The sequence below is a fragment of the Serratia liquefaciens genome (assembly GCF_027594825.1).
In the GTDB taxonomy this organism is placed as follows: domain Bacteria; phylum Pseudomonadota; class Gammaproteobacteria; order Enterobacterales; family Enterobacteriaceae; genus Serratia; species Serratia liquefaciens_A.
The window spans coordinates 2,258,915-2,283,706 of the sequence record NZ_CP088930.1; the positions used below are offsets into that span (position 1 = coordinate 2,258,915).

21 protein-coding genes and 1 tRNA gene are annotated in these 24,792 nt (G+C 57.9%); 13 read left to right on the plus strand and 9 right to left on the minus strand.

The features are described from left to right. Positions 1 to 18: 18 nt before the first annotated feature. A complete protein-coding gene (gene mug, locus LQ945_RS10220) occupies positions 19 to 507 on the minus strand; it encodes a G/U mismatch-specific DNA glycosylase (protein WP_270102828.1) in 489 nt (162 codons plus the stop codon). Between the two features lie 148 nt (positions 508 to 655). On the opposite strand from mug, the gene LQ945_RS10225 reads away from it, so the two are divergent. After that, positions 656 to 732: transfer RNA gene (locus tag LQ945_RS10225), tRNA-Ile, on the plus strand. Between the two features lie 73 nt (positions 733 to 805). On the opposite strand, the gene LQ945_RS10230 is transcribed toward LQ945_RS10225, so the two are convergent. Then, complete coding sequence (locus tag LQ945_RS10230) at positions 806 to 1,522, minus strand: HPP family protein (RefSeq protein ID WP_044553581.1); 717 nt, start codon at positions 1,520 to 1,522, stop codon at positions 806 to 808. 172 nt (positions 1,523 to 1,694) lie between these two features. On the opposite strand from LQ945_RS10230, the gene yfcF reads away from it, so the two are divergent. Next, the gene (yfcF, locus tag LQ945_RS10235; protein WP_182822142.1) at positions 1,695 to 2,330 is read left to right on the plus strand and encodes a glutathione transferase; all 636 of its coding nucleotides are present in this window, start codon (positions 1,695 to 1,697) and stop codon (positions 2,328 to 2,330) included. Positions 2,331 to 2,400: 70 nt separating this feature from the next. Here yfcF and LQ945_RS10240 read toward each other — a convergent pair whose 3' ends face one another. The 3 genes from LQ945_RS10240 to LQ945_RS10250 are packed head-to-tail and all read right to left on the minus strand — an operon-like array spanning position 2,401 to position 6,436. Beyond that, positions 2,401 to 3,645 carry an aromatic amino acid transport family protein gene (locus LQ945_RS10240; protein WP_270102829.1) on the minus strand — a complete coding sequence of 415 codons (1,245 nt, stop codon included), beginning with the start codon at positions 3,643 to 3,645 and terminating at the stop codon, positions 2,401 to 2,403. A 58-nt stretch (positions 3,646 to 3,703) separates the two neighbouring features. Next, on the minus strand, positions 3,704 to 5,158 hold the full coding sequence (locus tag LQ945_RS10245) for an NAD-dependent succinate-semialdehyde dehydrogenase (RefSeq protein ID WP_270102830.1): 1,455 nt from the start codon (positions 5,156 to 5,158) through the stop codon (positions 3,704 to 3,706). A 12-nt stretch (positions 5,159 to 5,170) separates the two neighbouring features. Continuing rightward, on the minus strand, positions 5,171 to 6,436 hold the full coding sequence (locus LQ945_RS10250; RefSeq protein ID WP_270102831.1) for a 4-aminobutyrate--2-oxoglutarate transaminase: 1,266 nt from the start codon (positions 6,434 to 6,436) through the stop codon (positions 5,171 to 5,173). A gap of 128 nt (positions 6,437 to 6,564) precedes the next feature. Between LQ945_RS10250 and LQ945_RS10255 the strand changes: the two genes are divergently transcribed. Beyond that, on the plus strand, positions 6,565 to 8,031 hold the full coding sequence (locus tag LQ945_RS10255; RefSeq protein WP_182822146.1) for a PLP-dependent aminotransferase family protein: 1,467 nt from the start codon (positions 6,565 to 6,567) through the stop codon (positions 8,029 to 8,031). Between the two features lie 34 nt (positions 8,032 to 8,065). Here the strand turns inward: LQ945_RS10255 and LQ945_RS10260 are convergent, their stop codons facing one another. Beyond that, a complete protein-coding gene (locus LQ945_RS10260; protein WP_270102832.1) occupies positions 8,066 to 9,685 on the minus strand; it encodes an ABC-F family ATP-binding cassette domain-containing protein in 1,620 nt (539 codons plus the stop codon). Positions 9,686 to 9,986: 301 nt separating this feature from the next. Here LQ945_RS10260 and LQ945_RS10265 point away from each other — a divergent pair, with 301 nt between their 5' ends. Further along, on the plus strand, positions 9,987 to 12,008 hold the full coding sequence (locus LQ945_RS10265) for an FAD-dependent oxidoreductase (RefSeq protein ID WP_270102833.1): 2,022 nt from the start codon (positions 9,987 to 9,989) through the stop codon (positions 12,006 to 12,008). 39 nt (positions 12,009 to 12,047) lie between these two features. Here the strand turns inward: LQ945_RS10265 and rlmG are convergent, their stop codons facing one another. After that, positions 12,048 to 13,187 carry a 23S rRNA (guanine(1835)-N(2))-methyltransferase RlmG gene (gene rlmG, locus LQ945_RS10270; RefSeq protein WP_044553602.1) on the minus strand — a complete coding sequence of 380 codons (1,140 nt, stop codon included), beginning with the start codon at positions 13,185 to 13,187 and terminating at the stop codon, positions 12,048 to 12,050. A 224-nt stretch (positions 13,188 to 13,411) separates the two neighbouring features. Between rlmG and LQ945_RS10275 the strand changes: the two genes are divergently transcribed. From LQ945_RS10275 to sstT, 7 genes are all read left to right on the plus strand, one after another. Then, complete coding sequence (locus LQ945_RS10275; RefSeq protein WP_270102834.1) at positions 13,412 to 13,708, plus strand: type II toxin-antitoxin system RelE/ParE family toxin; 297 nt, start codon at positions 13,412 to 13,414, stop codon at positions 13,706 to 13,708. A gap of 14 nt (positions 13,709 to 13,722) precedes the next feature. Beyond that, positions 13,723 to 14,046, plus strand: coding sequence for a HigA family addiction module antitoxin (locus tag LQ945_RS10280; RefSeq protein ID WP_044553604.1), 324 nt, complete (start codon positions 13,723 to 13,725; stop codon positions 14,044 to 14,046). Next, entirely contained in the window at positions 14,039 to 14,551 is a 513-nt protein-coding gene (locus LQ945_RS10285) for a M48 family metallopeptidase (RefSeq protein ID WP_020831788.1), read from the plus strand. The genes LQ945_RS10280 and LQ945_RS10285 overlap by 8 nt, the downstream gene beginning before the upstream one ends. Positions 14,552 to 14,651: 100 nt before the next feature. After that, a complete protein-coding gene (locus LQ945_RS10290; RefSeq protein ID WP_270102835.1) occupies positions 14,652 to 15,632 on the plus strand; it encodes a Gfo/Idh/MocA family protein in 981 nt (326 codons plus the stop codon). 1 nt (position 15,633) lies between these two features. Next, positions 15,634 to 16,365, plus strand: a complete 732-nt coding sequence (locus LQ945_RS10295) for a glutamine amidotransferase (RefSeq protein ID WP_269934121.1) — start codon at positions 15,634 to 15,636, stop codon at positions 16,363 to 16,365. Positions 16,366 to 16,623: 258 nt separating this feature from the next. After that, positions 16,624 to 17,601 (plus strand): TerC family protein, encoded by a 978-nt coding sequence (locus LQ945_RS10300; RefSeq protein ID WP_044553611.1) that lies wholly within the window; start codon positions 16,624 to 16,626, stop codon positions 17,599 to 17,601. Between the two features lie 267 nt (positions 17,602 to 17,868). Then, positions 17,869 to 19,104 (plus strand): serine/threonine transporter SstT, encoded by a 1,236-nt coding sequence (gene sstT / locus LQ945_RS10305; protein WP_182822156.1) that lies wholly within the window; start codon positions 17,869 to 17,871, stop codon positions 19,102 to 19,104. 57 nt (positions 19,105 to 19,161) lie between these two features. Here the strand turns inward: sstT and LQ945_RS10310 are convergent, their stop codons facing one another. Together LQ945_RS10310 and uxaC are read right to left on the minus strand one after the other, a co-directional pair. Further along, positions 19,162 to 20,652 (minus strand): UxaA family hydrolase, encoded by a 1,491-nt coding sequence (locus tag LQ945_RS10310; protein WP_270102836.1) that lies wholly within the window; start codon positions 20,650 to 20,652, stop codon positions 19,162 to 19,164. A 20-nt stretch (positions 20,653 to 20,672) separates the two neighbouring features. Then, the gene (gene uxaC / locus LQ945_RS10315) at positions 20,673 to 22,085 is read right to left on the minus strand and encodes a glucuronate isomerase (RefSeq protein ID WP_270102837.1); all 1,413 of its coding nucleotides are present in this window, start codon (positions 22,083 to 22,085) and stop codon (positions 20,673 to 20,675) included. 388 nt (positions 22,086 to 22,473) lie between these two features. Between uxaC and LQ945_RS10320 the strand changes: the two genes are divergently transcribed. Together LQ945_RS10320 and exuR are read left to right on the plus strand one after the other, a co-directional pair. After that, complete coding sequence (locus LQ945_RS10320) at positions 22,474 to 23,772, plus strand: MFS transporter (RefSeq protein WP_270102838.1); 1,299 nt, start codon at positions 22,474 to 22,476, stop codon at positions 23,770 to 23,772. 113 nt (positions 23,773 to 23,885) lie between these two features. Then, complete coding sequence (gene exuR / locus LQ945_RS10325; RefSeq protein WP_044553621.1) at positions 23,886 to 24,662, plus strand: transcriptional regulator ExuR; 777 nt, start codon at positions 23,886 to 23,888, stop codon at positions 24,660 to 24,662. Positions 24,663 to 24,792: the final 130 nt, after the last annotated feature.

The window sequence follows — 24,792 nt, forward strand, 5'->3', positions numbered from 1 at the left end:
TCGCAACTCCCTCTCAGATTATTTCAATGCCAGAAACAGCTCACGATAACTCTCTGTAAGCTGCTCCAGCGTGGCGCGATTCAATCCGCTGGGGTTAGGCAATACCCAAACCTCAGTTTTACCGATCGTCATCTCCTGACGGCCCCAGGCCGCATTTTTCACCCCAAAGGCGCTGCTGAACGCCTGCTTGCCCAGAATCGCCAATGCGCGCGGCTGATAGCGCAAGATTTTTTCTTTTAACGCCTCGCCGCCGCTGAGCAATTCCTCACGCGTCACTTCGCTGGCTGCTACCGTTGGCCGCGCCACCAGCGCGGTGATGCCGCAGCCGGTATCCTGTAGCTGTTGCCACTGCTCGGGTACCAGTTGACGTTCGGTAAAGCCGGCCTGATGCACCACCTTCCAGAAGCGGTTGCTGCCGTTGGCAAAAGGGTAGCCTTGGTGGGCGGAGGAGAGGCCGGGGTTGATGCCGCAAAACACCACCCGCAGGTTTGGCGCCAGGAGTTCCATAGGGTTCGGGAGTCCATTAAAGGGGATTTACAGCGGTTATCGCAAAATCCGCCAGTAATTACAACAGGCTAGAACTGCGCATAAAAGCAACATACGGATGGTTAACTGTAGACCTGCGTCGAAGGATTGCCGTATAATCTCGCCGCTTGGCCCCTTAGCTCAGTTGGTTAGAGCACGCGACTCATAATCGCTTGGTCACTGGTTCAAGTCCAGTAGGGGCCACCAAATCTCGCTGTTTTCACAGCCAAAAAAGCCACCTTCCCAAAGGTGGCTTTTTTATTTCCATCCGCCCGCGTGATCAGCCTCCACCGCTCTGCCGTTGATGCGCCAACTGTTCGGCACGCAGCAGAATTTCCTGCAGATCGTCCTCGTCGATATCAAACAGTTCGCCCTGCATCAGCGCCTCGTGCAGATCGGCGCGGGTGATAGACACCGCATCAATCGGCAGATTGGCCGGCTTCGCCTCGGTCGGTGCCAAAGGGTGCGGGTAGCGTCGCCCGGCCAGGTTATTGAAGACGATCGCCAGCAGCGCCAGTAGCACCGAGTTCAGCAACACCGGGTACAGCACAAAGCTATAGCCCAGTTGATGAATACCCGGGCCACCGAGAATCGCGGTCAGCGCCACAGCGCCGCCGGGCGGGTGCAGGCAACGCAGCTTAAACATCAAGCCAATCGCCAGTGCGGCCGCCACGCCGCAAGCCAGCCCAGGGTCGGCAATCAGCAAACTGGTGCTGACCCCCACTGCCGCAGCCGACATATTGCCGCCTACAATCGACCAGGGCTGCGCCAACGGGCTGTTCGGCACGCCAAACAGCAATACGGCCGAGGCCCCCATCGGGGCGATAAACCACAGGTTCACCTCGCCCAAAACAAAATGGCTGATCCAGCCGGCAATCATCAGCCCCAGCCCGGCACCGACGCTGGAAAGCAAAATCTCTTTTTTGCCCACCGCCAATGGATGCGGCCACAAACGTGCGCACCCTACTTTTACTCTTTCCAACAACGGCATTTTCATGTTACTTCGTGCTGCCAAATTCAACTTAATGGCAACAAATATATCACAACGCCAGGCGTCACCGCTCGCCGCGCTTTTCACTGGGAAAATAACTTTCGGCTAACAGATTGATCTTTAGCCACTCCTCGTCAATTATCAAAGTTCGCCTCCCTTTGCCTTGAGGAAAACCCCAATGTCTCAGCCGATTGCCGAACTCTATACCGACGCCGAATTTTTCAGTCCTTATGCCATGTCGGCGTTTGTTACCCTGACGGAAAAAGGCATTCCCTTCACCGTAAAGCCGGTCGATTTGTCGCAGGGGAAAAACCATGAGCCGGCCTACGCGGCCCTGTCATTGACGCGCCGGGTGCCGACGCTGGTGGTCGGTGAGTTTCAACTTTCGGAGTCTTCGGCGATTGATGAGTACCTGGATGAGATCCACCCTGCCCATCCGGTGTACCCACGCGATGTTAAACACCGTGCCAAAGCTCGCGAAGTTCAGGCATGGCTGCGCAGCGATCTGTTGCAACTCCGTGCCGAGCGGCCCACCGAGGCGGTGTTCATTAACGGCAAGTTTCCTCCGCTGTCCAATGCCGCGCAGGGGGCCGCCAACAAGTTGATTGCCGCCGTTGAAAAGCTGCTGAGCCACGGCCAGGATAATTTGTTCAGGGAATGGTGTATTGCCGATACCGATCTGGCTTTGATGCTGAACAGGCTGGTAATACATGGCGATCCGGTGCCGGAAAACATTCGCCACTACGCACACAAGCAGTGGCAACGCCCTTCTGTGCAGGCCTGGTTGGCGCTGCCGGAAAAAATGCGCGGGTGATAAAAAATCGGCGGCCACGACGCCGCCGTTCTCAACTGAGAAATAACATCACTTCTTGAGGGAAGGCAAATCACCATCCCGCGGGCAGATAGCCTAACAGCGACGCGATGGCATACACCGCACTGGCCAGATACAGTAACACGATGCTGATCTGCAACAGCGGGTGGGTGATCCAGTTACACTGCCAACGCGGTGTCTGGTCGCCATGCTTGCGCGCCCCACGCAGGATCAGCATTGGCATAATCGACAAAATCACCCCGCTGAAAACCCCGGCGAAATAGAGCGCGTTAACGAATGACACCAACCCGCTGTAGGCCAGCGCGAACGGCGGCAGCACCACCAGCAGCAGCACGCCGAAACGGCGCAGCGGCTGTTCGTCGTTGCCCAGCCTGAACTGGTCGAAAATATTGGTCAGGAAGCTGCCGCCGAGGCCCCAGTAAGAGGTCAGCATCGCGCACAGGGCAAAAATATTGGCGGAGAAGAAGGCCCACTGCCCTAACGCCTGGCCCCATGAAATGGTCGCCACGTCAGAAATGTTATTCAGCCCGCTGAGTGCAATCACCGACATCGGCACCGCCGCCAGCAGCACAAAGGTCACGGCCATTCCGACCATAATCGCCTTGGGCAGTTGTTCTGGCTTGTCCGAAAAGCCGCGCGCCATTTCCGGCACGATATACTGCGCAGAGAAGCAGAACACCACCACGTTGAATACCGGCACCATAAAGCGCCAGTCACCGTCCAGCAGGTTGCGCATCTGGGTGGTGTCTTTGAGCAGCGTGGCCGCCACCAGCGCACTCAGCATGGCCACCATGCCGATGCTGATAAACTTCTCCCCGCGGCCAATCGCCTTTAACCCCAGGTACAAGACCCCTGCAGCAGGCACGAAAAACAGCAGGCTGCCTATTGCCGGGGAAATGCCGAACAGGGACTGTAATAGCTTGCCGCTGCCGCTCATGTAGGCGGTCAACGCCCCAATGCTGTTAACGCAAACCGAAGCAAACATCAGCCAGGCACCGATACCGCCGACATAGCGTTTCGCCAATCCGCTCAATTGCAGATGGGCACGGGTGCGCAGGGTAGATTCAGCGACGTACAGCATAGTGATGGTGGTCAGGCTGCCCACCAGCACCAGCCAGAACAACAGCGGCAGGAAGCCGGCCTTGCTGGAGGCGTAGGCGATGGACAGCACGCCGGCGCCAATGTTGGTGCCGACAATCATCGCCACCCCTTCGAGGAAACTCAGTGATTTGGCGGGTGCAGGCGTTCGCACCCCGGCGGCAAGCGCCGGAGAAATAGAGATGTTTTCAGAAGACATGCAGCATCCTTTGGCTCCCGGCGGCGCTGGCCACCGGGGTTGGTTAATTTCCCAGGGGTTAACAGCTCACATCGATACACAGGTATTTCAGCTCCAGATATTCTTCAATCCCGTAACGCGATCCTTCACGCCCGAGTCCTGACTGCTTCACGCCGCCAAAAGGTGCCACTTCATTGGATATCAGCCCGGTATTGATGCCGACCATGCCGTATTCCAACGCCTCAGGCACTCGCCATTGACGCGAGGCGTTCTGCGTGAACAGGTAGGCGGCCAAACCGAACTCGGTATCGTTGGCCATGGCGATAGCTTCCGCCTCGTCATGGAAACGGAACAGCGGTGCCACCGGGCCAAAAGTTTCCTCTTTGGCGAAGCGCATTTTCTGCGTCACGCCGGTCACCACCGTAGGCTGGAAGAAGGTGCGACCCAGTTCGTGCGGCTGACCGCCGGTAGCGATCTGCGCGCCTTTGATCAAGGCATCGTCGATATGGCTCTGCACTTTTTCCACCGCATCCTGGTCAATCAACGGGCCCTGAGTGGTGCCCTCCTGACTGCCGTCACCGACCTTCAGTTGCTCAACCGCCGCCACCAGCTTATCCACCAGGCGGTCATAGATGCCGTCCTGCACGTAGATGCGGTTGGCGCAGACGCAGGTCTGGCCGCTATTGCGGAATTTGGAGGCCATAATGCCTGCCACGGCCGCGTCCAGGTTGGCGTCGTCGAAAACGATCACCGGCGCATTGCCGCCCAGCTCCAGCGACAGCTTTTTGATGGTTGGCGCGCACTGTGCCATCAGAATGCGGCCAACCTCGGTCGAACCGGTAAAGCTCAATTTGCGCACCACCGGGCTGTCACACAGTACTTTGCCCACCTGAGCGGCGTCGCCGGTCACCACCTGCAACACCCCTGCCGGGATACCGGCGTCCTGCGCCAGCTTGCCCAACGCCAGCGCGGTCAGCGGCGTTTGTTCGGCCGGTTTAACGATAATTGCGCAACCTGCCGCCAGCGCCGGCGCCACCTTGCGGGTGATCATCGCCGCCGGGAAGTTCCACGGGGTGATCGCCGCGCAAACGCCGATGGGCTGCTTCACCACCACCAGTCGTTGTGAGGCCTGCGGCGCTTGCAGCACCGCGCCGTCCACTCGCTTGGCCTCTTCGGCAAACCAGGTGATAAACGAGGCGGCGTAGGCCACTTCACCGCGCGCTTCCGCCAGCGATTTGCCCTGCTCCGCGGTCATCAACTGCGCCAGATCTTCCTGGGCCGCCAGCACCTTGTCGGCCCAGGTCAGCATCAGAGCGGAACGCTGTTTGGCTGTCAGCTGTTTCCAGCCTTGCTGCGCAACCTGCGCAGCGTTAATCGCCTGTTGAGTTTCTTCGCCGCTGACTAACGGAATACTGGCCAGCTCAACGCCGGTCGCCGGATTGATGACCGCTTCACGTTTGCCGCTCAGCGCATCGCACCACTCGCCGTTAATCAGGCACTGGCTGCGCAGCAGCTCGGGGTTATTCAATTTCATGCCGGTCACTCCTTATTGAGCCAGCGCGCGGGAAAGAATGCCCAGCGCCTTGGTGAACTGGTCTTCAGGAATGGTCAGCGGGTACAGGAAGCGGATCACGTTGCCGTTAACGCCACAGCTCAGCAGCAGCAGGCCTTCTTCCAGCGCTTTCTGCTGCACCTGGCGGGTGATCTCGGCAGAGGGTTTGCCGGTCTTGGGATCGTTGAACTCCACCGCCACCATCGAACCCTGCGCCCGAATATCCGCAATCGCCGGGCTGGTCTGGCGCGCCTGCTGCAACACTTCCACCAGATGCTGGCCCAGGCGTTGAGAACGTTGGCACAGCTGCTCTTCCTCAATCACATCCAGCACCGCCAACGCTGCCGCCACCGCCAGCGGGTTACCGGCATAGGTGCCACCCAGCCCGCCCGGTGCCGGGGCATCCATCACCGCTGCACGACCGGCTACGGCCGACAACGGCATGCCGCCCGCCAGGCTTTTCGCCATGGTGATAAGATCGGGTTTGATGTTGTAATGATCCATGGCAAACAGCTTGCCGGTACGGGCAAAACCGGTTTGCACTTCGTCGGCAATCAGCAAAATGCCGTGTTCGTCGCACAAGGTGCGCAACGCCTGCATAAACTCGGCCGGTGCGACGTTGAAACCGCCTTCACCTTGCACCGGCTCCAACACGATGGCCGCAACCTGCTTGGGATCGATATCCGCTTTAAAGATGCGCTCCAGGCTGTTCATCGCATCTTCGGTGGTCACGCCGTACAGCGCATTAGGATACTGGCCGTGGAACACCGATCCCGGGAATGGTCCGAAGCCCAGTTTGTAAGGTGCCACTTTGCCGGTCAGCGCCATGGTCATGTAGGTGCGGCCGTGGAAGCCACCTCCAAAGGTGATCAGACCCGGACGACCAGTGTGGGCGCGGGCAATTTTGACGGCGTTCTCTACCGCTTCCGCCCCCGTGGTGAAGAACGCGGTTTTACATGGCCCTTCGATCGGCGCACACTGGTTGATGCGTTCGGCCAGCGAAACGTAGCTTTCGTAAGGGACAATCTGGTAAGCGGTATGGGTGAAGGCCTTCAGCTGCTTCTCAATGGCAGCGATCACCTTCGGGTGACGGTGTCCGGTATTCAGCACGGCGATACCGGAGGCAAAATCGATAACTTCATTCCCTTCGACATCCCACAGCGTGGCGTTCTCGGCGCGTTCGGCGTAAAAACCGCACATCACGCCGACCCCACGTGGGGTGGCATCCTGACGACGTTGATTCAATTCTGCGTTTTTCATGTTGTTCTCTCCAGTCGGTAGTCGGTGCCAGCTAAACGGTTTGTTCACATTCGTGAAACAATGACGTTTATTTACACAGGATGTGGCCCTATAATCGAGAGCCAGTTACGATTAATTGAGGGATCCAATTGCGCTCACTGAGTGGTGACCTGCTGTTGCAACGCCTTGGCGAACAGCCGGATGATAAGCTGCATAAGCGGCTGTATAATGCGATCCGCACCAGTATTTTGGACGGCAGCCTGCCGCCCTCCAGCCGTCTGCCCGCCTCACGGGATTTGGCTCAGGAGCTTAGCCTTTCTCGTAACACCGTATTAACCGTTTATGAACAACTCTTGGCGGAAGGCTATGTCCTGGCGCGTGCCGGAAGCGGCACATTCGTCGCCGAAACCGTCCCGGACAGCTGTTTATCCACCGTCAGCGCCCCGGCAGGCAGTGACGGGGAACAGCGGCGCATTGAACTGTCGGCGCGCGGTGCCACCCTGCTGCACCACGCCAGCGCCAGCCCCAAACAGTGGGGAGCCTTTATCCCCGGCGTGCCTGACGTCAATGCTTTCCCACACCAGTTATTCAGCAAGATCCAGGCGCGTATCAGCCGTCGTCCGGCCCCGCAGAAGTTGACCTACAGCAACCAGGGCGGCAGCCCGGAGCTACAGCATGCGCTGGTGGACTATCTGCGCGTAGCGCGCTCGGTACGCTGTTCACCAGAGCAAATTCTGATTACCGAAGGCATCCATCAGGCGATAGATCTGGTGACGCGCCTACTGTGCAATCCAGGCGACGACGCGTGGATTGAAGAACCGGGCTATTGGGGGATCCGCAATATCCTGCGAATGAACGACGTGAATATCTGCCCGTTGGCGGTGGATGAAGCCGGTATGGTGCCACCGGAACAGCCTGCCGAGGCGCCGCGGCTAATTTTCGTCACGCCGTCGCACCAATACCCACTGGGATCGGTAATGAGCCTGGCGCGTCGGCAACGGTTATTGGCCTTGGCGCGCAACGCCGGCAGTTGGATTGTTGAAGATGACTACGACAGCGAGTTTCGCTTTTCCGGTCAGCCGATCCCGGCGTTGCAGGGGTTGGAAGCCGACGCGCCGGTGATCTATATCGGCACCTTCAGCAAAACGCTGTATCCGGCGCTGCGACTGGGTTATGTGGTGCTGCCTAAGCCGCTAATGGCGGCGCTGAAAACCGCCCATGCGGAACTGTATCGCGGCGGCCATTTGCTGATCCAGACCGCGCTGGCGCAGTTTATCCAGGAAGGCCACTACAGCGCGCATATCCGCCGTATGCGCCTGCTGTACGCCCGGCGACGCGCCTTCCTCACCGCTCTGATCGAGCAGCATCTGGGTAAACAGGCGCTGAGTGAGTTCAATAACAATGCCGGGCTGCACCTGATCCTCAACCTGCCGGACCAGGCGGACGATGTGGCGATTGCCGCCGCAGCCAATACGCGCGGCGTACTGGTGCGGCCGCTGTCGCGTTACTACATGTTGCCCAACCATCGCCGCGGCCTGCTGATGGGTTTTGCCTGCGTACCGGAAGAGCAGATGGCCGCCGCTTTTACCCTGCTGTTGGAGTGCATCAACCCCTGAAAACAAAAGGCGGCCCCAAGAGCACGAACGAACTTCATAAGGTCTGGAGCTGCCATTTTCCCGTCCGCCACTGCAAACGATGGGTCAATTTCAGCGCCTGCAAAAAGTTTTCATCGTGAGAAACCACCAACATCGCGCCGGGGAAACTGGCCAGCGAAGCCTCGATCGCCAGTGACGACGCCAGATCCAAATGGTTAGTCGGCTCATCCAGCAACAGCAACTGCGCCGGCTCCCGACGCCACAGCATACAGGCCAGCGCCGCCTTCAGTCGTTCGCCGCCGCTCAGCGCTGCCATTGGCAACAGTACGCGTTCGGCGTTGAGCTGCAACTGCGCCAGTTGACTGCGGACCGTACCCTCATTGAGCGGTGAATCCTGCAGCCCCAGATGCTCAACCACAGACAGCGAAAGATCGAGCTGTGAAAGGGTTTGATCGAGGTAAGCCGTCGGCAGTGGGCAGTGACAACTCCCCGCTTTGGCCGCCAACTGCCCCAGGATCACCTTCAGCAACGTGGATTTCCCGCAGCCGTTCGGGCCGGTCAGCGCCACGCGCATCGGGCCATCAATGCGAAAATCCAGCGGCGGCATGGCGATAAAAGGCAGTTCCAACTGTTCGAGCACCAGCACCTGCTTGCCCGCCACCACGGCGCTTCCCGGCAGCGTGAGCATCACCGGACAATCGTCTTCCACTCGCTGATAGGCATCGCGGACGGCGGCATCGAGAGCATCCTTCTGGTCCTGATGCTGTTTGCGCAACGTACCGAGACTTTCTTTGGCCGCCGCTTTGTAGGCCACGCGCTCAAAGGAAGCGATATTGAGCGTATCGACGGTTTTCAGCGTTTGCGCAGAGCGCCGTTGGCTGATGTCATGTTCTTTCTGCTGCCGGGCCCGGGTACGCCGACGTTCCTGGCGCGCGTGTTCCAGCCCGGCTCGTGCGGCCTGCTGCTCCAAATCACGCTGGCGGCGATAGTCATCGTAGTTGCCGCCGTAGCTGTGCAGTTCGCCCGGCGTCAGTTCGACAATGCGCTGCATACGCGCCAACAGCTGCCGATCGTGGCTGGCCACCAGCAAGCCGCCGCGCCACTGTTCCACCTGTTGATACAACCAGTCGCGGCCCCGGCCGTCGAGGTGGTTGGTCGGTTCGTCGAGCAACAAAAAATCCGCGTTGCTCAGTATCGCCCCACACAGCGCGGCACGCATTCGTTCACCGCCGCTCAAATCGCTCACCGGGCGTTGCGCATCGAACGCCGGTAACCCGGCGGCGACAAAGGCAGCCTGCAGACGATCGCGCAGATCCCACTGACCTTCCAAAAGATCGAGATCGTCCGCCTGCGGTTGCCCCTGCTCAAGGCGGGCCAATGCGGCAAATATCTCGCCGTAGCCCAGTAGCTGGGCCAGCGTAGTCTGTGGAGAGAGCTCCGGCTGTTGCGCGACGTAAGCCAGAGATCCATGGGCTTCAACATGCCCGCCACCGGGAAGATCCTGCCCGGCGATCAAACGCAGCAAGCGCGTTTTGCCGACGCCATTGCGCCCAACCAGGCCGCAGCGTTGCCGATCAAAAGTCAGATCCAAGGGGCCGAACAGCGTTTCGCCGTCAGCGAACTGGCAGATCAGGTGATGTAAAACAAAATAAGGGGACTGCGCAAAATGAGCCATAAGCACTCCTGAATGAAATCAAAACATCCCCACCAGGCACGGGTGTGCGCAACGTGGGACAAGATATCAGCAGGCGTGTGTGTTCATTTTCGGTGATGGCTCCGCAGAGAGAGGGAATTTATAACAGGCAAATGCTAACCCATTTGTTGTTCACCATGCAAACAGGGGCACAGATTCATGACATCTATCACATTCAGCGCAACGCAGATTCCCAACGGCAGAGACAACGGCTAGATTTATCTCATCCGACCACTTGAGGTCGCACATAATAATAACGATGAAAGACGCGATGGAGACTGCAATGAGCAATTACCCACACCTGCTGGCACCGCTGGATCTCGGCTTCACCACCCTGAAAAACCGGGTACTGATGGGATCGATGCACACCGGCCTGGAAGAACTGCCGAATGGCCCCGAGCGCATGGCCGCTTTCTATGCCGAGCGTGCCGCAGCCGGCGTAGCGCTAATCGTCACCGGCGGCATCGCCCCCAATGAAAAAGGTGTGGTGTATCGCGGCGGCTCAACCCTTAGCCACCCGGAGCAGGTCGACCATCACCGCATCGTCACCGACGCCGTCCACCAGGCCGGCGGTAAAATTGCGCTGCAGATCCTGCATGCCGGTCGCTACAGCTACCAGCCGCAACCGGTAGCCCCCTCCGCGCTGCAGGCGCCGATCAATCCCTTTGCCCCTACCGCACTGAGCGAAGCGGATATCTTGCAGACCATCGCGGACTTCGCGCGTTGTGCGGCTTTGGCCCAGCAGGCCTGCTACGACGGCGTCGAGGTGATGGGCTCCGAAGGCTATTTGATCAACCAATTTCTGGTCGCGCGCACCAACCAGCGCGATGACCAATGGGGCGGCAGCTTCAGCAACCGCATGCGTTTTGCCGTGGAGATCGTCCGAGCGGTACGCCAGGCGGTCGGCCGCGAATTTATCCTGATTTACCGCCTTTCGATGCTCGATCTGGTTGAAGACGGCTCCAGTTGGCAGGAAATCGAGCAGTTGGCACTGGCCGTTGAGCAGGCCGGAGCCACCATTATCAACACCGGCATTGGCTGGCATGAAGCGCGTATCCCAACCATTGCCACCATGGTGCCACGCGCCGGATTCAGCTGGGTGACCCGAAAGCTGATGGGTAAAGTGCAAATCCCGCTGATCACCACCAACCGCATCAACGACCCGGCGGTAGCCGAACAGGTCCTGGCCGACGGCTGCGCCGACATGGTATCAATGGCGCGCCCGTTCCTGGCCGACGCCGCTTTTGTGCAGAAAGCCGCCGAAGGGCGTGCCGACGAAATCAATACCTGCATTGGGTGCAACCAGGCTTGCCTCGACCAAATTTTTGAAGGCAAGCTGACCTCCTGCCTGGTGAACCCCCGTGCCTGCCGCGAAACCGAGATGCCGCTGGTCGCCGCGGAGAAGCCGAAAAGGCTGGCGGTGATTGGTGCCGGGCCGGCCGGGTTGGCGTTTGCGACCACCGCTGCCAGCCGCGGCCACCGGGTGACGCTATTCGATGCCGCCGATCAGATTGGCGGCCAGTTCAATATAGCCAAGCAGATCCCCGGTAAAGAGGAGTTTCATGAAACGCTGCGTTATTTCCGTCGTCAATTGACGCTGCAAGAGGTCGAAGTGAAGCTCGGCGCCTGGGTGACGGCGGCCGATCTGGCGGCGTTCGACGAAGTGATCCTTGCCTGCGGTATCGTGCCGCGTACCCCGGCGATCCCCGGCATCGACAACGCCAAGGTACTCACCTATCTGGATGTGTTGCGCGACAAAAAACCGGTCGGCCAGCGCGTGGCGATTATCGGTGCCGGCGGCATCGGCTTCGATACCGCCGAATACCTCAGCCAACACGGGGTGTCGAGCAGTCTGGATCCGGCGGAATTTAACCGTGAATGGGGTATCGATGACCAGCTTGGCCAACGCGGTGGGCTGGCGGCGCAGGGGCCGGTGGTCAGTCGCCCTGCTCGGCAGATCTACCTGCTGCAACGCAAAACCAGCAAAGTGGGCGAAGGCCTGGGGAAAACCACCGGTTGGATCCACCGCACCAGCCTGGCGATGCGCGGTGTAAAAATGCTCAACAGCGTGAACTATCAACGCATTGATGATGAAGGCCTGCATATTTCACGCGCCGAACAGGAAAGCTGTCTGCCGGTGGATACGGTGATTATCTGCGCCGGACAGGAACCCAGACGCGAGCTGCAGCAACCGCTGCTGGAGATGGGAAAAACCGTGCATTTGATTGGCGGGGCGGACGTCGCCGCCGAGCTGGATGCCCGCCGCGCTATCGATCAGGGCACGCGGCTGGCAATGGCGCTGTAATTACAATCAGGGGCGCATTCACTGCGCCCCCTCAATCAATCAGTAACGTGCGCCGGATTTCACCGCTCTGAGGATCACAAACTTCTTGTTGGATGCCACCACGGTGCAGTTGCCAAACAGGCGCTTCAGCTTATGGTGGTAATCCAGATGACGGTTGCCGACGATGCGCAACTCGCCACCGACCTGCAGGCAACGCTTGGCGTCGCAGAACATCTGCCAGGCGGTGTGATCGGTGATCGCATGCTGTTGGTGGAACGGTGGGTTGCACAGTACCGCCTGCACGCTTTCACGCTCAATCCCCGCCAGTGAGTTGTTCACCTCAAACTGACAACGATCCAGATCCTGCGGCAGGTTGTGCTCCACGTTCAACTCGCTGGATGCCACCGCCATATAAGACTCATCGACAAACGTCATCTGAGCCTGCGGGTTCTGCGCCAGCGCCGTCAGGCCAATCACGCCGTTACCACAGCCGAGATCGACAATATGCCCTTCCAGATCCTTCGGCAGATGCTCCAGGAACAGGCGCGCGCCGATGTCCAGATTGCTGCGCGAGAACACGTTGGCATGGTTGTGGATAAGCCAATCCGTGCCGTCCAGCGTCCAGTTGGTGGTTTCCGGGGCCGCCGGCGGCACAATGTCCGTCACTTCGCAGTGGATCAGACGCGCTTTCTTCCATGCCAGGCTGGTGCGCGTTGGGCCGAGCACCTTTTCAAACAGCTGCATGGTCGAGGTGTGAACGTCACGCGCCTTGGCTCCGGCGATGATAACCGTGTCCGGCGCCACCACGTTGCGCAACGAGCGCAGTTGCTGTTCCAGCAGTGCCAGCGCTTTAGGAATGCGGATCAGCACCACTGCCGGTGATGCAGGCAGTTCGGCCAGGCTGTCCAGCAGCGTCACCTGCTCCGGATCCAGTTCATTGAGCTTCAGGTTATGGCGCGTTGCCAACTGACTCATGTAGGAGTCGCTGATGCTGTAAGGCTGATGAGCGTGCAGTGCGCAGGCCAGCGTGCCAAAGTTGTCGTTGAAAATCAGCACTGGGCGATCGCCAATGGTTATATTTTCAAGCTGTTGCAGCAGATATTCGTCCGCCGCTTCCCAAGCCTGCAATTGGGTGGATTCTTCCTGTTGGGGATAACGTTCCAGCTCAAGGTGCTGTGTTCCCAGATCGAGTTGGCTCATTGCCCCTCCTGACTGATAAAATTTGGGCTGTTTATCCCCTAAAAACGTCCGGCAGTAAAATGTTTTTTCGGATAAATTGCGCATTAATTCGCATCGTGGAAAGCCAATCCCGCTTTTCACTCCTTAAAGCTATAGCATTCATTCCGCTTATTCCGAACTGGGCAATTTTTCACCTGACCTGATGTAACTTTAAATGTTACACTCATTCACCCAATGGAATGGGGATGAAAATGATTTCATCGTTCCGAGACGGATACCTGGCGCAATTCTATAGGGAGGGTCGGCGCGATCGTTTGATCCCCTCAATCATTGAGCGCCAGCTGCCCAGAAAACTCGATATGCTGGCTGCTGCGCAAAAAGAATGTGATTTACATAACCCGACCGGTAATTATTACAAACGCCTGTCCGGCCCTTTTCAAGGCTGGTCCAGCATGCGGGTGAATCTTCAATGGCGACTAATGTTTCAATGGCGCCACGATGCTGCTGAGCAGATTTATCTGGATCCGCACCAAGATACCTAGGTAACGGAGAACATATGTTAGAGACTACAAGCCGGAAACCCACCACGGTGGGGGAAGTGCTGCAAGAAGAGTATTTAACACCGCTGGGTATTGGCCAGGAGGATCTTGCGAAGGTCTTGGGTGTCACCCGCGCCACGGTAAATCGCTTGTGCAATGGGCATCGTCGTCTTAGCGTTGCGGAAGCGAACTTGTTTGCCGATCTGTTCGAAACCACCGCCGATTTCTGGCTAAACCTGCAGGCGGCCCACGACCGCTGGGAAGCCCGACAGGCCAATGTGCAGCGCAAGCGTCTGCGTCCGATTATGGAAATATTGGGGCGTAATATTACCCATGCGTGAAATCGAACTGACCTACCTGCAGGGCTACCCTGAACATCTGCAAAGCCAGGTGCAGCAGCTGATCGACCAACGACGCCTGGGGGATGTGTTGTTGCAGCGCTATCCGCAGGTGCATGACTGCACCACCGACAAGTCGCTTTATCAGTTTACCGTCGATCTGAAAAACCAGTATTTGCGTAATGCACAACCGCTGAGCAAAGTGGCCTACGACGGTAAAATTCAGGTGATGAAACACGCACTGGGCATGCACACCGCCATTTCCCGCGTGCAGGGCGGCAAACTGAAGGCCAAGGCGGAAATCCGCGTGGCGACGGTCTTCAAGCTGGCGCCGGAGCCGTTTCTACGCATGATCGTGGTGCATGAGTTGGCACATCTGAAAGAGAAAGACCACAACAAGGCCTTCTACAGCCTGTGCTGCCATATGGAACCCAATTACCATCAGCTGGAGTTCGACACCCGGCTGTATCTGACCCACCTTTCGGTGTTTGGCGATCTGTACGCATAGCGAGATTCGCCTTCTGTAAATGCCGTGATAATCTGGTTCTTTCTACCCTGTGCGGTACGTGAAACTCATGGGGTATAGCGCATGGGAACCGGAGATATCTATGATTCGCTTTGCCGTTGTGGGCACCAACTGGATTACGGAACGCTTTATTGACGCCGCGCACGAAAGCGGCAAGCTGAAACTGACCGCCGTCTATTCGCGCAAGCTGGAAAAAGCGCAGGAATTTGGCGCCAACTACCACACCAGCCTGTTTTCCGATTCCCTCGAGGCGCTGGCCCAATCCGATGCCATCGATGCAGTTTACATCGCCAGCCCCAACGCCCTTCACTGCCAACAATCTTTACTGTTCCTCAGCCATAAAAAGCATGTGATTTGCGAAAAGCCGCTGGTGTCCAACCTGCGTGAAGCCGAAAAGCTGGTGGCCTGCGCGCGTGAAAATCAGGTGGTGCTGTTCGAAGCCTTCAAAAGCGCTCATCTGCCGAATTTCCTGGCCCTGCAACAGGCGCTGCCGCAAATCGGCCGGTTGCGCAAAGCCTTCCTCAACTATTGCCAATACTCGTCACGCTACCCGCGTTATCTGGCCGGCGAAAATCCGAATACCTTCAACCCGCAGTTTTCCAACGGGTCAATCATGGACATCGGCTATTACTGCCTGGCCAGCGCCGTTGCCCTGTTCGGCGAACCGAAATCGGTCATTGCCAGCGCGGCGTTGCTGGATACCGGTGTGGATGCCCACGGTACCGCTTGCCTCAACTACGGCGATTTTGACGTCACCCTCTCCCACTCCAAGGTCAGCAACTCGGACATTCCCAGTGAGATCCAGGGCGAAGAAGGGACGCTGGTGATTGAGAAAATTTCTGAGTGCCAGGGCGTGGTGCTGACCCCGCGCGGCGGCCATCGTCAGGATCTGGCCCAGCCTCAGCACATCAATACCATGCTGTATGAGGCACAGGTGTTCGCCGACCTGGTGGAAAAACGGCAGGTAGAACACCCGGGGCTGGAGAATTCGCTGATTATCGCCCGCCTGCTGACCGAAATTCGCCGCCAGACCGGCGTAGTCTTCCCTGCCGACGGAGAGTGACATGAAACCCTTATTACTGATGCAAACCGGCGATGCCCCAGAGGTTATCCGTCGGGAAAAAGCCAACTTCGACGGCATGTTCTTGCAACAGGGGAACATTGATGCCGATCGCGTGCAGATCGTGCACCTTCCCGCAGGCGAGCAACCGCTGCCGCCGCACAATTACGCCGGCGTGGTGATCACCGGTTCACCGGCGATGGTGACCGAACAGCTGCCGTGGAGCGAGCTAGCCGCCGAGTGGCTGCGCCAGGCGATGCAGATCCAACTGCCGATCTTCGGCGCCTGCTATGGGCACCAGCTGCTGGCCTATGCGCTTGGCGGTGAAGTCGGTTATCACCCGCAGGGCATGGAAGTCGGCACATTGGACGTCGAGTTGCTGCCCGCCGCCGCCAACGACCGACGAATGACGATGTTACCGCCGCGCTTCAAGGCCAATCTGATCCACTCGCAGAGCGTGTTGACGCCCCCCGTCGGCGCAGTCGCGCTGGCCCGATCGCAACAGGATGCCTATCAGATCCTCAGTTATGGCGATCGCGTGCTGACGACGCAGTTCCATCCGGAATTTAACGGCGCGGTGATGCACCAGTATCTGAGCTGGCTCGGTGAGCTGTATCCAGAGCAGCAGGCAGCGTATCAGCTTAAGCAACAGCAGGTTAGCGACACGCCGTTCAGTCGGCTGCTGCTGCAGGGATTTGTCGTCAGCCTCGGTGCGCAAAAAGCCCTGGCCGGGTAACTTAATAAACGTTGACCGCTGACATATTTTGCATTACTTTCTGCCGTGCAAAGGGGAGTAACTTCATTGCCGGTCAATCGTCATTACGATGCGCAAGCATCCGGTTACCGGGCAACATGATGTAACGGGCACGTTCAGTGCACCTTCATCAACGTTGTAAGTGAGACCTTGCCGGAAGGCGAGGTTTGCTTGCAGCGTTCATAAGAGCGGCTAGCGTCTTCCGACGTTGGCCGTTTTTGTTTTTGAAGGATACCTCTGATGATGAATACCGTTGGCACACCTTGGTTATGGGGCAGCTTTGCCGCCATCATAGTTGTGATGCTCGCAATCGACTTACTGCTGCAAGGCCGCAAAGGCGCACACACCATGACGCTGAAGCAGGCCGCCAGTTGGTCGCTGGTGTGGGTCAGCCTCTCTTTGCTGTTCAACCTGGGCTTCTGGTACTACCTGAACCAAACCGCCGGGCGTGCCGTCGCCGATACCCAGGCGCTGGCCTTTCTCACCGGTTATCTGATCGAAAAAGCGCTGGCGGTCGATAACGTCTTCGTCTGGCTGATGCTGTTCAGCTACTTTGCCGTTCCGGCCAACCTGCAGCGCCGGGTGCTGATTTTTGGCGTGCTGGGCGCGATTGTGCTGCGTACCATCATGATCTTCGCCGGCAGCTGGCTGGTAACTCAATTCCAGTGGCTGCTGTACCTGTTCGGCGCGTTCCTGCTGTTTACCGGTATCAAGATGGCGCTGGCGAAGGAAGATGACTCGGCGATTGGCGACAAGCCGCTGGTGAAATGGCTGCGTAGCCACCTGCGCATGACCGATAATCTGGAAGGCGAGCGCTTCTTCGTGCGCCGCAACGGCCTGCTGTTCGCTACGCCGCTGGTGCTGGTGCTGATCCTGGTCGAACTGAGCGACGTGATCTTTGCGGTCGACAGCATCCCGGCAATTTTTGCCGTGACCACAGATCCGTTCATCGTCCTGACCTCCAACCTGTTCGCCATCATGGGCCTGCGCGCCATGTACTTCTTACTGGCTAACGTGGCAGAACGCTTCTCGATGCTGAAATACGGCCTGTCGATTATCCTGATGTTTATCGGCGTCAAGATGTTGATTATCGACTTCTTCCATATCCCGATCGGCGTTTCGCTTGGCGTGGTGGCCGGTATCCTGACGTTAACGCTGGTGATCAACGCCTGGGTTAACCGCCGTAACGACCGTTTGGCCAATAATAAAGCACCATAATCTGTTATCCGGGGCGCTAGTCGCCCCGCGATTGTTTGGCAATTGCCCCCAAACGCCAAATGTTATTGCGATCACACAAATGTAACCAGCATGTTATCAAGAGTTGATCCGCGCTCAGAATTTCATCCTCTCCCCTTTCCAACCCTATGGGTTTACTGAATACTGATTCGGCAAACACACTTGGTTACAGATCCCAACAAAGTTGTCCGGTGGCGTTCCCACCGAGGTGACAAAGTCTGTACGCAACATCATCGGGAAAAAAGCATTATGCAAAAATTACTACAAAGGATCGTACAGGGCAGTCTGGTTAAACAAATCATGATCGGCCTGGTGGCCGGTATTATCGTGGCGCTGATCTCACCGGCGACGGCTTCTGCGGTGGGCCTGCTTGGTGCCCTGTTCGTCGGGGCACTAAAAGCGGTAGCGCCGGTATTGGTGCTGGTGCTGGTCATGGCCTCGATCGCCAACCACAAGCACGGGCAAAAAACCAATATCCGTCCGATCCTGTTCCTCTATCTGCTGGGGACCTTCGCCGCGGCGCTGGTGGCGGTTGTGGTCAGCTTTATGTTCCCGTCCAACCTGGCGCTGGTGACCGGCAATGCGGATATCAATCCGCCGGGCGGCATTATTGAGGTGCTGAAAGGCCTGCTGATGAGCGTGGTCGCCAACCCGTTCCATGCGCTGATTAACGCCAACTATATCGGCATTCTGGCCTGGGCCGTAGGTCTGGGGTTGGCGCTGCGCCACGCCTCTGAAACCACCAAATCGCTGATTAACGATATGTCGCATGCGGTCACCCTGGTGGTACGCGCGGTGATCCGTTGTGCTCCACTCGGCATTTTCGGCCTGGTGGCCTCGACGCTGGCGGATACTGGCTTTGGCGTACTTTGGGGCTATGCCCAACTGCTGGTGGTGCTGATCGGCTGTATGCTGTTGGTGGCGCTGGTGCTGAACCCGCTGATCGTTTACTGGAAAATCCGTCGCAACCCTTATCCGCTGGTGTTTGCCTGCCTGCGCGAAAGCGGCGTGACCGCCTTCTTCACCCGCAGCTCAGCCGCCAACATCCCGGTGAATATGGAACTGTGCAAAAAGCTGAATCTGAACGAAGACACCTATTCAGTTTCCATCCCGCTGGGCGCCACCATCAACATGGCCGGTGCCGCCATCACCATTACCGTGCTGACGCTGGCGGCGGTGCATACTCTGGGGATCCCGGTTGATGTGCCTACGGCACTGCTGCTCAGCGTCGTCGCGGCTATCTGTGCTTGCGGCGCTTCCGGCGTGGCTGGTGGATCGCTGCTGTTGATCCCATTAGCGTGCAACATGTTCGGCATTCCGAACGACGTGGCAATGCAGGTGGTGGCGGTTGGCTTTATCATCGGCGTACTGCAAGATTCCGCCGAAACCGCGCTGAACTCCTCGACCGACGTGCTGTTTACCGCAGCCGCCTGTCAGGCGGAAGATCAGCGTTTAGCAGATGAAGACCCGCTGAAAGTGCGTTAATCCCCAAAATGTTCTAGAAGGCGCTCGTGATCGGGCGCCTTTTTTACGACTGTCGCCTTACAATGTCACTCCGCTCTTAAAAATCGCCAGTTCACGGAAATCATTGGTTTCGTTGCGTGCTGGCTGGCCATTGGCAATCGCCACGATCAGATCGACAAACTGTTCCAGCAGACTTTCCATCGGGGTGCCGTGGATCAGCCGACCGGCATCGAAGTCGATCCAGTGCGGTTTCTTCGCCGCCAGTTCGCTGTTGGTCGCCAGCTTCACCGTCGGCACAAAGCCGCCATAGGGCGTACCGCGCCCGGTGCTGAACAACACCATATGGCAGCCGGCGCCGGCCAGCGCGCTGGTCGCCACCGCGTCATTGCCTGGCGCACTCAGCAGGTTTAAACCGGGTTGCCGCAGCCGTTCGCCATATTTGAGCACGTCCACCACCTGGCTGTGCCCGGCTTTTTGCGTACAACCGAGCGATTTCTCCTCCAGCGTGGTGATCCCGCCGGCTTTGTTGCCCGGCGAAGGGTTTTCATAAATCGGCTGGTTATGGGCGATAAAGTACTGTTTGAAATCGTTGACCATGCTGACGGTCTTTTCGAAAGTCTCCCGATCGCGGCAACGGCTCATCAGGATCCTTTCGGCGCCAAACATCTCCGGCACTTCAGTCAGTACCGTCGTGCCGCCGTTGGCAATCAGATAGTCGGAAAAACGCCCCAGCAGCGGATTGGCGGTGATACCGGACAGGCCGTCAGACCCGCCGCACTCCAGCCCAAATTTCAATTCACTCAGCTTGCCCGGCTGGCGACGGTCGTCACGCATCACCCGGTACAGCGCGTGCAGCTGCTCCAGCCCGGCCTCCACTTCATCATCCTGCTGTTGGCAAACCATAAAGCGGACCCGCTGTTCATCGGTCATCCCCAGCGTACTGCGGAAAACATCCACCTGATTGTTCTCGCACCCCAGGCCAATCACCAACACCGCGCCGGCGTTCGGATGGCGCACCATGTTTTGCAGCATGGTGCGGGTGTTCTCGTGATCTTGCCCCAGTTGCGAACAACCAAACGGATGACTGAACAGGTGCACGCCGTCGATCCCCTGCGCATCCGCAGTTTCCTTCAGAAAACGCTGCTGGATCTGTCGGGCAATGCCATTGACGCAGCCAACGGTCGGTATGATCCACAGCTCGTTGCGGATCCCCACTTCCCCGTTGCTACGGCGATAAAGCTGCACTTCCCGATCCGCAGCCTGCGGCGGCAATGCGAGAAATTGCGGCTGATACTGATAGCTATCCAGGTCGCTCAGGTTGGTTTTGGCATTTTGCGAGTGAATATGCACACCGGAAGCAATAGCCTCTAGCGCATGGCCGATCGGCAGACCATATTTGATGATTGCCTCACCGGCGGCTATCGGCCGTAGCGCAAACTTATGTCCGCGCGCTACCGGCTGCGCAAGCCAAATAGCCGTGCCGTCCAGCATCAACGTTTCATCGGCCGCCAGATCGCGCAGTGCCACCGCGACATTATCCAGCGAATGAATTTTTACCATGCTTTGCATAAACCCACCTCGGGCAGCGGCTACGCCAGTTCAATGGCGAAATAGTTTTTGGCATTGTCGAAACAGATGTTTTTCACCATCTCGCCCAGCAGCGCGATATCTGCCGGTGCTTCGCCGTCGGCCACCCAACGTCCCATCATCTGACAAAGGATGCGGCGGAAGTATTCATGGCGGGTATAAGACAGGAAGCTACGACTGTCGGTCAGCATACCGACAAAGCGGCTCAACAAGCCGAGCTGCGCCAATTGCGTCATCTGACGTTGCATGCCGTCTTTCTGATCGTTGAACCACCAGCCGGAACCGAACTGCATCTTGCCTGGCGTGCCTTCCCCCTGGAAGTTGCCGACCATGGTGGCGATCACCTCATTGTCACGCGGGTTGAGACAGTACAGGATGGTCTTCGGCAGGCCCCCCTGACGCGCCTGGGCATCCAGCAGGCGTGAAAGTGGCTCTGCCAGCGGTCGGTCATTAATCGAATCGAAGCCGATGTCCGGGCCGACACTGGCCAGCATGCGGCTGTTATTATTGCGCAGCGCGCCGATGTGATATTGCTGCACCCATTCACGGCGTTGATATTCGGCCGCCAGGAACAACAGCACCGCACTTTTGAACTGGGCGCTCTGCTCTGGCGCAGGCAACTTACCGCTCAGGCGCGCCGTTAAAATCGCGTCCAATGCAGCTTCATCCGCCTCTCCATAGACCACCACGTCCAACGCATGGTCAGCCACCTTGCAGCCATGGGCGGCAAAATGATCCATGCGCTTTTTCAACGCGTCACACAGCGCGCTGAAGCGACCGATATGAATATCCGCTGCCGCTTCCAGCTTTTGCAGATAATCATTGAAACCCGGTGCGTCGATATTGAATGCCTTGTCCGGTCGCCAGCTTGGCAACACCTTGATAGCGAAACTGCTGTCGGCGGCAATGGCTTTATGGTGGCGCAGATCGTCGACAGGATCGTCAGTGGTGCCGACCATCTTCACATTCATCTGCTGCATGATGCCGCGCGCCCTGAAATCGTCCTGCGCCAGCAGGGCATTGCCGCGCTGCCAGATATCGTCCGCCGTCGCCGGGGACAGCAGCGTGTCGGTGATACCGAACGGACGACGCAGCTCCAGGTGGGTCCAGTGATACAGTGGGTTACCCAGGGTGTGCGGTACGGTAGCAGCCCAGGCATCGAATTTTTCACGATCGCCGGCATCGCCGGTGCACAGCCGTTCTGCCACCCCGTTGGTCCGCATCGCCCGCCATTTGTAGTGGTCACCCTTGAGCCAGATTTCGTATAAATTTTTGAAACGGGTGTTCTCGGCGATCTGTTCCGGCGGCAGGTGGCAGTGATAGTCAAAGATCGGTTGCTCCGCCGCATAGTCATGATACAAACGCCGGGCGAATTCGCTGCCCAGCAAGAAATCTTCGTTTAAAAACGTCGCCATAACTGGCTCCTCACCTTGCTTGCCGTTCGACACAGTGTTCAATGCGACAAAGTTATCACACCAATTTTATTGGGCGTCCAGCGAAATATCGCCTTAAGCTACGGCACCATAGCTCTCTAAAAGCCGTTTGCCGGCATTTTTGCGGCAAAATCGCGCCTAAATTGCCTCATCATGCGGCAAACAGTATTGCCGAATTGAAAAATGGCTTTTGTGATATCACTCAACTTTTAAACCTGTATGACAAGTTATTGTCTCGCCACCCAGTCGTGCTTGCGGCGGGAATACGCCGGTGATGAACAGGCCGGCGCAAATCAACGATAAAGGGATAGCCCCTTAAAACGCTGACGCCAACACGGCGCCGCCTATTCAAGACTGGGAGATATTTCGGATGCGTAAAATTAAAGGGTTACGCTGGTACATGATCGGACTGGTGACCATCGGCACCGTGCTGGGTTACCTGACGCGTAACGCCATTGCCGTCGCAGCACCCACGCTGGAAGACACCTTACACATCACTACGCAACAGTACTCTTACATCGTCGCGGCCTATTCTGCCTGTTACACCCTGATGCAACCGGTGGCGGGATATGTGCTGGACGTCTTAGGCACCAAAGTCGGATACGCCATGTTCGCCATCCTGTGGGCGCTGTTTTGCATGGGCACGGCGCTGGCCAACAGTTGGGGCGGGCTGGCACTGGCACGCGGGGCCGTGGGCATGGCGGAAGCGGCAATGATCCCCGCCGGTCTGAAGGCCAGCAGCGAGTGGTTCCCGGCCAAAGAGCGTTCCATCGCCGTCGGTTACTTCAACGTCGGCTCATCGATAGGCGGCATGCTGGCGCCGCCGCTGGTGGTGTGGGCGATCGTCGCGCACAGTTGGGAAATGGCGTTCATCATCACCGGCGTGCTGAGCCTGATCTGGGCTGTCTGCTGGCTGATTTTCTATAAACATCCGAAAGACCAGAAGAAACTCAGCGACGAAGAGCGCGATTACATCCTGGGGGGCCAGGAAGCACAGCACCAAACCGGTAATGCCAAGAAAATGTCCGCTTGGCAGATTGTTCGTAACCGCCAGTTCTGGGGCATCGCGCTGCCGCGATTTCTGGCAGAGCCGGCCTGGGGCACCTTCAATGCCTGGATCCCGTTATTCATGTTCAAAGCCTACGGCTTCAACCTGAAAGAGATCGCCATGTTCGCCTGGATGCCGATGCTGTTCGCCGATCTGGGCTGTATCGTCGGTGGTTACCTGCCGCCGTTTTTCCAGAAACACTTTAAGGTAAACCTGATTGTTTCACGTAAGCTGGTGGTCACCCTGGGCGCCGTACTGATGATTGGCCCCGGCATGATAGGTCTGTTTACCAGCCCCTATGCAGCTATCGCGCTGCTGTGCGTCGGCGGTTTTGCCCATCAGGCGCTGTCTGGCGCACTGATTACCCTGTCTTCTGACGTCTTCGGTCGCAACGAGGTGGCCACCGCCAACGGCCTCACCGGCATGGCGGCCTGGACCGCCAGCACCCTGTTTGCCCTGGTGGTCGGCGCCCTGGCGGACACCCTGGGCTTCAGCCCGCTGTTTGCCGCACTGTCGGTATTCGATATTCTCGGCGCCATCGTGATCTGGACCGTCCTGCAAAATCAGCCCGCCACACAACCCGAAGAGCAAGTATTGGAACCCTCCCCCGCACGCCATTAACCCCACCGCCCGGCCACCGTGCCGGGCGTTCCCCGGAGGCCACTGGCAGCTCTGCCGGATAAGTGGTATAACAAATCCATGGCCATGTGCCCCCTATCCAAAGAGCATTCACTATGGAATTCACTGAAACCAGACGCCTGTATCAGCAACTGGCCGCCGAGCTTAAACAGCGTATCGAAAGCGGCCGATACCCGGTGGGCGATAAACTGCCGGCCGAGCGCTACATTGCCGAAGAGATGAACGTCAGCCGTACCGTAGTGCGCGAAGCGATCATCATGCTGGAAGTGGAAGGCTACGTCGACGTACGCAAAGGCTCCGGGATCCACGTGATGTCCAACCAGCAAAAGCATCTGGTGGTGCCGGGCGACAGCATTGAGTTTGCCACCGCCGGGCCCTTCGAGCTGCTGCAGGCGCGCCAGCTGATTGAAAGCAACATCGCCGAATTCGCCGCGACCCAGGTTACCAAGCAGGACATCGTCCAACTGATGGAGATCCAGGAACAGGCTCGCAAGGAAGATCGCTTCCGCGACTCTCAGTGGGATCTGAAATTCCACGTGCAGGTGGCGCTGGCCACTCAGAACACCGCCATGGCTACCATCGTGGAAAAAATGTGGGTTCAGCGGGTGAATAATCCTTACTGGATCAAGCTGCATGAGCACATCGACAATCGTTCGATCGCCAGCTGGTGCGACGATCACGATCAGATCCTCAAGGCATTGATACGTAAAGATCCTTACGCCGCCAAGTTGGCCATGTGGCAGCACCTGGAAAACACCAAGCAAATGCTGTTCAACGCCACCAGCGACGATTTTGAATATAACGCCGACCGCTACCTGTTCGCCGATAACCCGGTAGTGCATCTCGATGGGGTAGCCGCCGAAAATAAATAGCCCAGGCGGTCAAAAATCGTCGGGTTATGTCAGGTATTGTAAAATCCGCTGAATCGATGCCTGAACGGCGATTTGCCGTGTAGTATTTCACCGCTGGCAACGTAGATTTCCCTGTTGCCAATCGTGCTAT